Here is a 12,617-nt window from a genome sequence, read left to right on the forward strand (position 1 = left end):
GAAGGCTGAGACTGAATGTCGCGCGCCCATGATAAAAATGATGTTTAAGCTTCGTTTCTTTTTTTCCTAATCAATCTTTCCAAATCGCGCGCGCAGGGCGCCCAGACCAACGGCTATCGTCTAAGACAAAGTAAACATCCATCGTATCGATGTAGTGATTGTCTTTGTCGATGAAAGGGAAGACGGTGAGTTTTTTAACGTCTTCTTGGCTTCGCTCTGGCTCCCCCTCTCGATTGCGCCTTGGCAGTAAGGTAAAGGCGGAAGGTGGGGCGAGACGCGCTTGAGAAGAGACCGTGGCGTTACCACTGCCTCCGGTATAACCGTATAGGTTGTCTCGAACTTCGTTCATGGTGACGCAACCTGAAACGCCGCCGACCTGATCGCAACTGTATTCGCTCTCAAAGCCCGCGCTACAACCGGTCAGACCTAAGAGTATCGATAGTGAAAACAAAGCGTGCCTATTCATGGTGATTCCTCACGCCCAAAGCCCACGCGGCTTAACCCTTGTTGGGTGATTTTTTGCGCTAAAGGGTTGATGGGGGCGGTTTGAGTGGTTGGTGGAAGAGAGGGGGTGTTGGTAATGACATCTAACAGTTGATTGCTGTTGGAGACTTGCTCACGCTGCTCATTCATACGCGTTTCGTATTCATCAGCCAGCAATGGATCTAATGGAAAGCCTTCCAAAAAGACAATATTGACGATGGCACCAGGATTGACTTCCACTATCGGATGATAGAGTTCGGCCAGTTTGATGTAGTAGTCCGCCAATTTGCTGCCAACGCTCTCCGTGGCGCCGCCAAGCAGATTCAAGCCAATTTTATCGCTGTTGATGCTTTGACTTGGGCCGAGCGCCGTCGGTGTCGTGGTTTGTGCCAGCGCTTTACCTGCATCCCCTACGCCTTGCAAGATCCCCGCAATGCCGGCCATTTGAACGATCTTACCGTTTTTCAAAATGGTGGTACCGCGAATACCATTGCGACCAAAGTTAAACACGGTCGCATTGACGGGGATATCGAGAATATCGCCATTGGGTTGTATGCAGCTCATTCTACTGGTGCGAGCGACGCCGCGGCTGGATGAGATCTCACCGTAGACGGCGCCGGTGATCGTGCAATCCTTCAATTTAGAGGCCTGACCGTTGGGTAAGACCCCCTGATTGACTGTCTGAAAGACAATCGGTGAGGTATCCCCTTGTCCAGAGACGCCCCCATTAGCATCAGCGCCGCCGGTAATTACGGCGGTCACAAAGGTGCCGGTTGGCACGTAGTTATCGGTCGTGCGACGGGATTGTTTCTCCTCGACACTGGCTTGCCAGTGAAATTCAAAGCTATCAAAGGCATCACCACTAAAGGCCACATCATCTTGCTCTTGGTACTGGAACTCATTCACCTTGGCGTTATCCATGTTGCTATTAATGGCCGGTCTTGGGGGCAGTTTGTATTGGCCAAAGGTGTCTCCTTGGTTGGTCTCGATGCCGTGTTGAGTCGAAGGATCGCCTGCCTTGAGGGTTGAGGCTAATTGCGTCTCAAGCTGCGCCTTGAGCGCGTCAACTTCATCGAGCTTTTGTTGCATCTGCTGCTCAAGCTCTGTCAGTTGCGATTTTGTATCGCGCTCATTGGCCTTTTTAATGTTCTCTAACTCAGAGGTTAAGCTTTGTCCAAAGCGACTTAATGTGCCTTCAAACCGCGCTAAGCTTTGTTCTATTTGGTTGATTTTGTCTTGTTGAAACGTCAGGGCGGACTGGTTGTCTTTGTCGGTAAAATCATCGGTGACGACAGCGCCAAATCCGACATCTTGAATGCCCTTGCTTGGCGCTTGGGGAGACAGTGTTAACCGCCAAACAACAAAAGCCAGGGCGGTCAATATCAGCAATACCGTGAGCGTAATGGTGCGATTGCGCTTTCTTGTCACGGCATTGATCGTGCCGCCGTCTTCAAAGTCCCCGTCGGTGTCTTTGAAGACGCGTTTCTTAAAACGGCCCAAGGCGTCTTTTTGTTTATCGAGCATGGGTGGCGCCTCCTCCAGTAATGAGATAGAGCGTGGTAGTTTGCCCAGGTTTTAATTGATAGGCATCGAGCGCGGCTGAGCGTGCGGAATAGCTGTAGAACTGCGCGGTGGTCAGCGCCATGTCACTGCGGCTTTGATTTTTGAGCTGATAAACCACCCCAGAATAATGACGGCCCACGAAGACCGTTTGAGGGATGATGGCCAGTGACGCTTCATCTTTGGGTAAGGTTTTGGGGTCAACGTCGTGACGTTTAAAACCAGCAATGGGAGCGCCATCATGGACAAAACGTATCATGGCTTTGGTGAGCGCTGTCATGGCGGCGGGATAATCCGCCGCCTGCTCAATCGGGCTTTGCTGCTCTTTGTAATTTTGCGACCAAACAAACTCCGTGACCAAAGATGGTGTAGCTTTGGGGGTAATAAACAGCGCAAACAATCGCCCTTTCTCTGTCGTCAGGTGCGCGGTAAACGGTAAGGGAAGGTTAATTTTTAAGGTGATGGAGCCGGAAGCGTCTTTTTGGTTGCCCGTTGAGGTGCAAAACCCTTTCGGGCAGACGATCGAAATAATACGGTCATTGTTGACCAGTAAACGGTTCACGTTAATGGAAGAGAGTGACAAGGGGATCGTGTCGCCTTCGTCAAACTCATAGCTCACCATGGCGGCATTTTCAGCCAGGGCAAAAGAGGGGATGAAAAAGACCACCCAAAGCGCGATGGATAAAAAATAAGGGTGCCATTGCTGCGATGGGGTGAATGATTGCTCATAAAGATTCATCGGTATTGACCTCGACTTCTTCAATGGAGAGTAAACCTATGACGCCTTGGTCATAGCTAAAGTTGACTTGATACCACTTCATCTCCGGATCTAGTGCGCGTTGGCCTACGTGCTTTTGGAGTTTCCCGTAGAGTTGTACTTGGAGAGTGTCGAGAGAAATTCGGACCAACTCGACAGAAAATTGGCTGCTGATGTTATCTTTTTTAACCACCGTGGCTTCTCGAAGCAGCTTAGGTTGAACGTTGTACCAGCTTGTCTCGTCTAAATATTCAAGTAACTGACCAAACTGACGTCCAACGCTTGCCGGCGTGATGTTGAGTTTCAGGTAGAGAAGATAATCCGCCATTTGCTCAAGATAAGGTTCATCGACCGCGCCATCCGAAACCGTAAAGGCTTGAGAGAGGGTGGGCGGGACTAGGGTTCGGCTTTGATGGGTAAGGGCTTGATAACTGGTGTAACCCAACACCAGGTTAGTGATAAGCATAACAAGAAAGCCTGCACTCAAAAAAAGATTGAGGAGGCTTTTGACGGCCAGCTTATCCCGTTTAACAAACGGATCCATGATGAAGGGTCTCCTTAGAAAATCCAGTAACGACGACAGGCTGAGGGGGTACGCTTAAAGAGGGTGGGATGGACAAAGGAAGCCCCCCACCAATAAAGTGACAGGATAACTATGTTGTCACCGTATTGCGCTTTGATGTAACGTAATCCCCCAAACCAAGCCAGCGATAACGTCAGCCCTATCATTTCGTGTTTAAGCCAGAATGAGAGGCCAAAAATGCAGAGGGCAGGCACGAGTTCATCAACTGGGAACCCGAGCCAGCGACGACCTTTGTTCATGTGTTTTGGAATAGAAAAAAACTGATGAGGGTCTTCCATTGTGACTCCTTAGCCTAAGCCGACGAGTGGTGCTCCAACATTCCACAAGACTGAGCCGCCAATGAACCCGCCAACGGCCGCAAACCAGTTACGGCTCATCAGTCCAGTGACGACCGCCCCCGCAAGCCCAGTCCCCAGCATCGCGGTTTCAACCGCAGAGCCTTTGCCCGCCGAGTCTTTCATGGCTTGTTTACCTGACGCGAAGATATCGGCAGCCAGAGCGGGCTGAGTGATAAGAAGTGTCGAGACAGCAACGCCAAGCCCGACAAGGAGGGTGCGCTGGGTGCGTTTTTTCATAATAAATATCCTTATTGAGTGATAAATTTATCAAGTGTTTGGTCATGATGGAGTAAAAGACCTCCTTGCCTGAGAAGCTGGGAAGAAGGGTTAGGTTGTCCTAGGCAGACCGTGCAACGTGCAAATTAAACGGCGCGTGGGGAGAAAGGTTAAAATCGACAGGTATAGGCACGCATCATAAAGAAAACAGAGAAGATTTCGCGTACTTCAAACCGCGATTACGACTCACATGTTGCTTCCAATTTTGAGCGCTAATGATGGTGTTCTTAAGCTTCCGATAACGTTTTTTACAAGCATTCTTTGAAGCTGGGAGAGTGAGACGGTTAACTGATTGAACTTGTTTTTGAACCGCAACAAAATGAACACCCTTCCAATAGAAAGGGAATGAAAGGTGTCCAGTAAAAGACAGTAAGGCGGCAAACGCCATGTGTTCACGCCCGACCGTTCCCAGTTCTTTGACGCTGACAAAATCCCCTTGTTCAACAAAGTGGCCTAATACATTCGCCGCCTCATCTGTACGACAATGTCCGTAGATAATCTGCATCGTTCACACTCCTTTTTAGGACATTGTTTTGTTCTTTTAAAAAAGCAAAACAATGGGCTCTCTTTCAAGAGCCGTGCTACAAACTGGCTTGAGCATTCTTGTAGTAGAATGCGCACATCCAAAGGGTGTGGTGTCTGGTATTCCCAAGTAACTCTATTTCACCACTCAACCAGCGTGCTTAATTGAGTAGAAAAACAGCCTTGGACGTCGCCCCAGAGAGGGCTCCTGAATTTGTTAGGCATATTACGCAGGCCTGCGCCCCTCTGCGGCGCTTTTTGCAATCGTGAAGGCAGCCCACCTTCGAGGCCATCTGAAATAAGATCTCAGACGGCAATATCATTCGTTACAGCGACCAATTGGGAAAACGTTTGAGATGATCTTCTAATCGAAGTTTCCCTTCGCGCTTTTTGGCCCGTTCTGCTCTTTTCGCCGATAGCGTTAACGTTTTATTCGCGTTTGCTGAAAGACTAAAAGCGATACCGACTTCCTTGTTATCAACCCTACATTCTGATTTCAAATTCATACAAAATCCTTTTCAATTAAGAAAAACCGAAACGACCGAGTTCAAACTGAAATATCGCTGAACCCTCTAATCGTTCAAAAGTGACCCAGAATTATTAAACTTATTTGCTTTTGTGATGGGCCTCTCAATCTTGCAATTTAACATAACAAATATAATACGCACCAAATTAAACTTTTGATTTTAATGGTTATTTTATTAAATTTAACGTTGCCTTTGTTTTTAATTTTAAATAATTAATCCATTAATTATTTTTATTGGGATTCTTTGATGTGCTATAAATTTTTCAAGGTTATTTGTTATCTCATTGTTATTTATCTGCTATTTTTGGTTACGCATTATATTTGTTATGTTAAGGGAAAAATCCCAAGGCACACTTAGCGTTTGAAATATCAGGCGACGACACGCTATACTTACCTGAGGTCTATAAGGTTAAAACACACGACATTGCTTACTCCTGTAGTGTCCAATGTCGTGTGTTTTTTCTAGGATTTAGAGTGTGTTAGAGGTGGTACTCTGACTATATAGCACTCGCAAAAAAGCCGACTTTCCAAGAGTAGTCGGCTTTTTTGTGTCTAAAAAACCGGCATTTGATTTCTTTTCCCGGTTGAGATAGGTTGAAATTTCACCGTTTGGACGGCCAATCCAAACACCCCAAAAACCTCTTGGACTTCAAAATATGACGCATTTGACTCAGCCTTGGCTTGGGCTAACGCTCAGGAGAATCCACTTTCTGCCTAACACCGCCTTTTTTGTCCCTCAGGATGAAGCGAGGTGTGTTTTAAACGTGGACGGTGAGTCTTATGAAAACGTTTAGCTCCTCCCCTCCCCCGTTCGATAAATCGAGTTACGATGCGCAGTATCGCTGTAAGCGTAAGGCTCGCAAACTGGATTTGATTGAATTGTATCAACGCGTCATTGAAGAAGAGAACGCGCGGAACCCTAAGACGCCTTTTGAGATCGGATTTAAGTCTCGCCGGTTGCTCCGAAGCGGTAAGGTAGAAACCCTGCCGCCAGAATACGCGCGGATCTTAAAAGGGTGTGAAGAATTTATTACCAACCCCAATCGTTTCCCGTCACTCAATGCATGGGGCGGTGAAGCGGTGAATAATGTCCAATGTCGCACCTTAATTGCGAAAGTATTAGCGTGCACTCTGCCGAACACAGACCTCATTGGCGGGCGCATCGGGTTGCCCACCGAAGCGGGATTGAAAACCATCAGCTACGACCAGCTTCAAGAAGATTATGCGTTGCGCTTTGGAGAGTTTATTTCGCCGAAGTCCTTTGCTAAAGCGGTGAAGTATCTAAAGCGTGCCAGCTATTTTCACAGTGAGCGGATCAATGTGTGTGTCGACCAAGACGAAGGGACGATACGCAGTGCACCCGCGTACAAACAGTTTACACCTCGCTTCTTTAATGACTTAAAAGTCGTGCGTTACACCAACATCAGCGAATTGATCCTCGCAACACGGGAACGCCAGACAAAGAAAGGACTGAGCTTTCAATGGCTCTCTTTCCGTAAGATAGCGTCAGGGATACAAGAGATCTTCAATGCGTCAACGTTAAACACCTATGCGCAATCAACCTCAGCCTTCTTTAGTGAGTATCAACCGGACCTGGCCCCTAATTAAAAAGACACGTTCGTCTCCGCGAAGGCGGAGGGATCAGCACGTCTGAACCTTAGCCTACCCTGCTCTATCTCTCATTTTTCTGGTTTCTCCCAACAGGTTATTCAGGGTTATCTTGCGCACGCAGTCTCATTCGGAAGGGATTTCTCTATTCACGGTTTTTTATAAGAAAGGCCGTGCAAGAAAGGAAGGATAAAAAAGACCGCTAGAATGGCCATCAATAAGGGGCTGCGCTTATGAACACTACGTATAAAGATAAATAATTAAATCAATAGAAAAATAAATACTTAAGGACAAGCAAAAAAAACGGCGCGGCAACCTTCTTTTGTCATACGACAGGGACCTTCTTCGATTAAACGCTGAGTCAGGTGGCTCCCTTTCATCATCTCCTTACTTAACGTCCACCTTCATCCGGATGGTATGGCTTAGCAGGGCGAGGGTTTTTAGTGCTGTCAATATTGCAGCCTAAAAAGAGCAGTATGGCGCTGTGAGAGGCTTTCTTCTTAATTTCATTAAATGGTCACGGTTCTTATTCAGCCGCTTAAGCTTGCTGCTTTACAAAATGAATGGCCCATTGAATACTAAGATTAGCGTTTCGATTTATCAGCGTCAGAGGGTAATTCAAACTCAAGGAACATAAATTAGTATTACTTCGAGGTGTTTCTCTTCTTACGCTGTTAGCCTAGAAAAACACATGGGTTACTAGAAGAGAAAAGGACGGATATGACACTTCCTATTTTTCACTCAAACAACGTTCCACATTCTCAGTCGGATTATTTATCTGAGCTCTGGAGGAAGATTGAAAAAAATGAACGGCGTAATCAAAAGGCCGAGATCAAGGTCAATCAGCTTTTTTCTGAATACAAAGATAAACTGACTCCCTATGATAAAAAGCTCGACCATCTTCACTGTGCCTGGGTTAAGCACTTGATGTCATTTTTGACCTCAAAAAAACTCAAAACCAATATCCGCAATCGCTTGATGCAAGCGATTGAACAGGAGTTAATTGACTTGCTTGATCGCCCTTTTATCAATGATAGAGACAAAGTCGAGGCGTTATGCGAAGAGTATGAAACCTATCATAATAAAGTATTTCAGAAAGAGAAACAGCAAGCGCTCAATGCAGCTTGTCGAGAATTTGAAAACGGCATGAAGGAGATGTTCGGCGCTGATATTGATTTACCCCACAAAAAAATCCGTGAAATTCTGGCTTCTGGTGATCCATTCGCCATTGAAGCTTTTATCAGTGCCTTATGGGCCTCTTTTGTTAAACATAATAACGACTCATTTTCACCACGAGCCCAAAATGAGGACGATTGGGACGATTTTGAATTCGATTATTTTGAGAGTGAAGACGACGACGCGCTTAACATCAAAGAAATGTTCCGAGGTACTCAACTCAACAAAATGTACAAACGCATTGCGAGTGTTATCCATCCAGATAAAGAGTCTGACCCGTTAAAGAAAGAAGAGAAACATCGTTTAATGCAGAAACTGGCGGTGGCCAAACGAGAGAATGATGTGATGACCTTAGTCCGAATGCTGACAGAATATGTCCCCGATTCTGAGCACCTTCTTGATGAAACAACTTTAGTGAGAATGGAGCATTTGCTCGAAATGAAGCTCCTGGATTTAAATCGGGCCCACCGTGACATCTTTAGCCAACAAGGAGTTAAGTCTCAAGTCTGGAGACAATTCTCAGCACCAAGCAAGAAGAAGACGCAAGCCAAAATGGAAAAGTATCTTAAAATGATTGATGATTCGATAGTCTCGCTTGAAAAAAGAATAAGAAAAGTTAACAGTATCAATCAATTAAAAAAATATTTAGGATCTCTTACCTTCTATTGATTCTGTGTCTAGAAAAGAGGCTTAATCATGGTGGTTTAAGAGGTTCGAAATACCGCTTGCTCACCCTTCGACTGGCTTCGCCAGCTACGGGATTGCGACGAGCGGTGCCATTAAAGTTTGAGCAGGTATATGTTCGCGTTTCCCGTTAATTTTTGAATGCGCCTTATTATTTAAGCCTTAATACACGCTGATTACGCACTCAATTTAAAATCGTGAAAAACAGCTAGGAAGCTTCAATTAAAGAGAAAGAATAAATTCATGAGTCGAAACCTTAAGCACTATCAAGCCCTTGATGAGATCGTGACGAATGCGCTTCTCGCACTGTATTTAACCATGAGTCAACAAGGTGGATATTGGACAACGAAAATAAGAAATGAACTGTTGGTAAAATTCATCAAACCAAAAGTAAAACGGCCTCAGTTCTCGACATGTAAAAATGAACTCAAAACCATGCTCAGTATTGGCCGAAGTGTAACAGGCAACCTCGAACAAAAAATGTGGGAGGTAAATCAACTGAATCTCGGGTATCAAGCCAAGTTCTCACAGGCTGATGAACTCTATATCATGTTAACGGAATTATTTGAGCAGCATCAGTTTCCAACTATGTTGGAAGACCCCACAAAAGAAATGGAACGAGATACTCTTTACATGAAAGAAAAAAGCATAGAGCAAGGGTTTGATGAAGACAATAACCAGATAAAACCCCTGGCTATGACGGTGAAAACCCATCGGTTGGAAGCGTTAATTGAAGCGCTAAAAGCCAAAGGCTTTTATCGCGTTGAAGTTGACTCTGAAGAGAAAGATGAAGTCATTCACCTTTTATTGCACCGAGAGTGATAACGATTATACGATTGAATAGTGCCTTTCTATTTCTCGGTTTTACCTTGGGTAGACAATGTCCGACTAAATACCCATCTTCAACCTTGACTGAAAGCTTTCCCATATGACAACGCACCCAAAGCCAGTCTGACCAAATAGGTCATAAAGAGAGAGCTTTTCAATACGCAACTCTGGCTTACGCATGAACCTTTTAAAATTGGCATTAGCTAGGCTAGGTTTGCGCATAGGGTCCAATTCTCTTCTTCATTTTTCCACCTAAATCCGGATTTAGGTCTAGTATAATATACTGCGATACTCACCTTGTGACACGGAGCCTTCCATCCTAGTGGTAGGTGAAAATTTCACCCAAACCTTACGGACGCCAGTTTTCAATGCAGAGACACAATAAGAGTTTAGGACTATTCATACTTTTCTTTATGCAGACACATGCAATAATCAACATGCTATGACGAGGCTGATGGTTATATGAGATGTTCCGAAATACCCCCTTTGCTCTACATGGTTACTGAAACTCAACTTGAGAGTGCTCTATCCTCTATAGCCATCAATAACTTGCATATTTACTGTGCGTTTACTCATGAAAGTTTGAACACTAAATTAATCAAAGATATTCAGTACAGCCACTTTAAATCCATAAGCTTTAGCGACGCTCGAACTATTTACCCTAAAAAAGCATCATTCTCGGATGAAGATAGGCAATAACTCATTGATATTTAGAAAAATATGCCTAAGAGGGAATATTCACAACGCTATTTTTGGAGAAAACGTGTTTCGACAATTTTTGTGTATCTTATTGATTTGTAATATTATCTCAATTTAAATGTAAATGGACTCAACATGACCGAAATGATAAAAACTTTACTTAATATCCGCTCGCTTCGTGCGTTCTCTCGTGAATTAACACTTGAGGAACTTGAAGAAGCACTGAATAAGTTAACGACCGTCTTTCTTGAACGCCAAGAGAGCGAAGAAGTAGAGCGCGAAGCTCGTGCTGAACAAGAATCCAAAGTCGCTGAAATCGCAAAGCAAATCAAGGTCGATGGTGTTAATATTGAAGCTCTTATAGAAGCTCTAGCAGGTCAATCAAAGAATAAAATAAAAGGTAAACGTAAGCCTCGCCTTGCTAAATATAGTTACACAGACGGGAACGGCATAGAAAAAACCTGGACCGGTCAAGGTCGCACCCCTTCCATAATTCAAGAACAGCTTGATGCTGGAAAATCAATTGAGGATTTCTTGATCGCGAAATAGTCGCTTCTTTCAAAACCCTCACTACACCCCCCTCAATTAAGAGGCCCAGAATTCATATAGAAACTAACAGAGCCCTTGTTTAGGTTAGTTTCTATAGGGCAGTCAGCTCACTTTAAATATCTCTCCCATTGGCCAATCTTAAAATGAATGCGTGAACAGAAATCAACCTAGAGGCGTTAATTACGTCACTGGCCTCATCAGTACCGAAACACGAGAAAACACTTATGACTATTGCAGAACAATTGCGCCAACAAGGCGAGCAACGTGGCCGCCAAGAAGGACGTCAAGAAGGTCGCCAAGAAGGTCGCCAAGAAGGACGCCAAGAAGGTCGCCAAGAAGCCCTCAAGGAGATGGCGCACAAGATGATGCTTAATGGTCTAGATCAGGAAGCCATTATGGATGTCACAGGATTGAATAAAGACGAACTAGCACAACTTTCTCATTAGCCGAGCAAGTAAATGGCCATCAATAAAGGACTGCGCGTGGGGAGATAAATAGTTAAATCAATAAAAAATAAGGATAAGAAAAAAAAACGGCGCGGGCACTTTCTTTTGTCATACGACAGGTCCCTTCTTCGATTAAACGCGGAGTCATGTGGAACCCTTTCATCACCTTCCCACTTAACGTCCACCTTCATCCGGATGGTATGACGTTGTACGAAACTTTTAGACTTTTCCTACCCATCGGCCTTATTGTTATCATATTCAGGTACTAATTGAGTGAGGGGAATTATCGCCTCACCCAACTTTCATTGTGACAACGTCATAAAAAAGACCGAAAGACTAAGGTTATTACCTTCCTTGAAGCCCTTATATAACGTTCTGGTCAAAGTTTTATAAAATATTCAACGTTTTACTGCCCACTTTTAAATCGACTCTCTTTATACCCAAACGATAAAGGTAAGAGAGTACGTCATTTTTAGAAACATTGTATTGACTACGATTTAGAAGTAATAAATATTCTTCTAACAAGTATGGAAAGTCGCTTAATCAACGCCCATGAGTAATGTCAATCTGAGTGATATGTCGGCCAAGCACGGCATTATTGTGAATCGTCCTATATTTATCGTTGGTTCATCCAATCAAGTCCCGCTTTAGACGTAAGAAACTACTCTGCTATCAATTCATTAGGAGCGACATCTTATCGCTATTAGAAAAACCAAAGCATCAAGGTTTGAACTAGCAACCTAGTGAATACGCTTTCATTATGTAATGATTTTACTTACAAAGTCATACTGTAAGAGACAAAAGATTCCGGAATAATACGTCAAATGGTCTGGGCTAAAACTTATATGGCGGTTCGTATCATTGGTGTTGAGTTTGGCTACACCAATTACGCAAACTACAAAAATAGTGCAGAATAGCTTTCGATAACATTAGCTGCAATATTCCAGAGTTTTGTCTATTTTAGCACTGCGATTGGCCATCTTCGATAACATCAAGATTTGGCCTGTACCAAAGCAAAAGGGTAACCAGCACTCTTTCTTTTGCGCTTACCGAACTCGTTGTCCAAATTTGAACTCGATGTGAGAGCCAGAGCGAATAATGAGAAAGCACTCGTCAATGGAGTGAACGTCACTGTTGAGTGCAAAGGCGGTAAGAGAAGAGCCACCATTTTAGTTGATAAGTGACATACAACATGTAACTGGCTTAGAACACGTTAAAGCTCTCTTTCATTACACTAGTAAGCACTCTAGCAGGGATTTTGTTTTGGTTCTTGTAACGGGACTGTTGCAAAAATACTGTACGGACCCTTTTTTTTAATCATCGTGGGCAACGCTTGGAACTCATATTTCTGTCATGGGTGCAGACAAAATAGGAAACAAGAACTTCCATCCTCATTGTTTGAGAAAGCATACTCTACTGTGACTATATACCTTAATGAAAAACGATTGGCGAGTTCTAGCATGCGCCAGATAAAGAGATCTATAAGATAGTTGAAGAGCCTATGTTAAATGACAGGAACAAAAGCGGCATTACCATTTTGATAACTCAAGATTAGCTTATCAAGATCCTTACATTGGCCAGT

Annotated in this window: 12 protein-coding genes and 1 pseudogene; 5 read left to right on the forward strand and 8 right to left on the reverse strand. The window is 44.2% G+C overall.

Going from position 1 to position 12,617, the window contains the following annotated elements:
* Window positions 1-70: 70 nt before the first annotated feature.
* The 8 genes from traV to AB6D06_RS20850 form a co-directional block, all read right to left on the reverse strand.
* Entirely contained in the window at window positions 71-466 is a 396-nt protein-coding gene (traV, locus tag AB6D06_RS20815; protein ID WP_017104313.1) for a type IV conjugative transfer system lipoprotein TraV, read from the reverse strand.
* Window positions 463-2,007 carry a TrbI/VirB10 family protein gene (locus AB6D06_RS20820; RefSeq protein WP_048666133.1) on the reverse strand — a complete coding sequence of 515 codons (1,545 nt, stop codon included), beginning with the start codon at window positions 2,005-2,007 and terminating at the stop codon, window positions 463-465. The genes traV and AB6D06_RS20820 overlap by 4 nt, the downstream gene beginning before the upstream one ends.
* Window positions 1,997-2,782 (reverse strand): type-F conjugative transfer system secretin TraK, encoded by a 786-nt coding sequence (traK, locus tag AB6D06_RS20825; protein WP_017096434.1) that lies wholly within the window; start codon window positions 2,780-2,782, stop codon window positions 1,997-1,999. Before traK ends, AB6D06_RS20820 begins: the two co-directional genes overlap by 11 nt.
* Complete coding sequence (traE, locus tag AB6D06_RS20830) at window positions 2,769-3,344, reverse strand: type IV conjugative transfer system protein TraE (RefSeq protein WP_016800090.1); 576 nt, start codon at window positions 3,342-3,344, stop codon at window positions 2,769-2,771. The genes traK and traE overlap by 14 nt, the downstream gene beginning before the upstream one ends.
* A gap of 14 nt (window positions 3,345-3,358) precedes the next feature.
* Entirely contained in the window at window positions 3,359-3,661 is a 303-nt protein-coding gene (gene traL / locus AB6D06_RS20835; protein WP_372111701.1) for a type IV conjugative transfer system protein TraL, read from the reverse strand.
* Between the two features lie 9 nt (window positions 3,662-3,670).
* The gene (gene traA / locus AB6D06_RS20840) at window positions 3,671-3,958 is read right to left on the reverse strand and encodes a type IV conjugative transfer system pilin TraA (protein ID WP_016800088.1); all 288 of its coding nucleotides are present in this window, start codon (window positions 3,956-3,958) and stop codon (window positions 3,671-3,673) included.
* 175 nt (window positions 3,959-4,133) lie between these two features.
* The gene (locus AB6D06_RS20845) at window positions 4,134-4,502 is read right to left on the reverse strand and encodes a hypothetical protein (RefSeq protein WP_048660709.1); all 369 of its coding nucleotides are present in this window, start codon (window positions 4,500-4,502) and stop codon (window positions 4,134-4,136) included.
* A gap of 343 nt (window positions 4,503-4,845) precedes the next feature.
* Window positions 4,846-5,025 (reverse strand): TraY domain-containing protein, encoded by a 180-nt coding sequence (locus AB6D06_RS20850; RefSeq protein WP_016800598.1) that lies wholly within the window; start codon window positions 5,023-5,025, stop codon window positions 4,846-4,848.
* A gap of 800 nt (window positions 5,026-5,825) precedes the next feature.
* On the opposite strand from AB6D06_RS20850, the gene AB6D06_RS20855 reads away from it, so the two are divergent.
* From AB6D06_RS20855 to AB6D06_RS20875, 5 genes and pseudogenes are all read left to right on the forward strand, one after another.
* On the forward strand, window positions 5,826-6,653 hold the full coding sequence (locus AB6D06_RS20855; RefSeq protein WP_102428374.1) for a hypothetical protein: 828 nt from the start codon (window positions 5,826-5,828) through the stop codon (window positions 6,651-6,653).
* Between the two features lie 720 nt (window positions 6,654-7,373).
* A complete protein-coding gene (locus AB6D06_RS20860; protein ID WP_102428375.1) occupies window positions 7,374-8,498 on the forward strand; it encodes a hypothetical protein in 1,125 nt (374 codons plus the stop codon).
* Between the two features lie 258 nt (window positions 8,499-8,756).
* The gene (locus AB6D06_RS20865; RefSeq protein ID WP_017104238.1) at window positions 8,757-9,335 is read left to right on the forward strand and encodes a DUF2913 family protein; all 579 of its coding nucleotides are present in this window, start codon (window positions 8,757-8,759) and stop codon (window positions 9,333-9,335) included.
* Between the two features lie 840 nt (window positions 9,336-10,175).
* The gene (locus AB6D06_RS20870; protein ID WP_069592252.1) at window positions 10,176-10,589 is read left to right on the forward strand and encodes an H-NS family nucleoid-associated regulatory protein; all 414 of its coding nucleotides are present in this window, start codon (window positions 10,176-10,178) and stop codon (window positions 10,587-10,589) included.
* 164 nt (window positions 10,590-10,753) lie between these two features.
* Window positions 10,754-11,035, forward strand: a pseudogene (locus AB6D06_RS20875) (ISNCY family transposase); the annotation flags it as partial.
* Window positions 11,036-12,617: the final 1,582 nt, after the last annotated feature.

This window comes from Vibrio sp. 10N.239.311.G01 (assembly GCF_041465805.1).
In the GTDB taxonomy this organism is placed as follows: domain Bacteria; phylum Pseudomonadota; class Gammaproteobacteria; order Enterobacterales; family Vibrionaceae; genus Vibrio; species Vibrio crassostreae_C.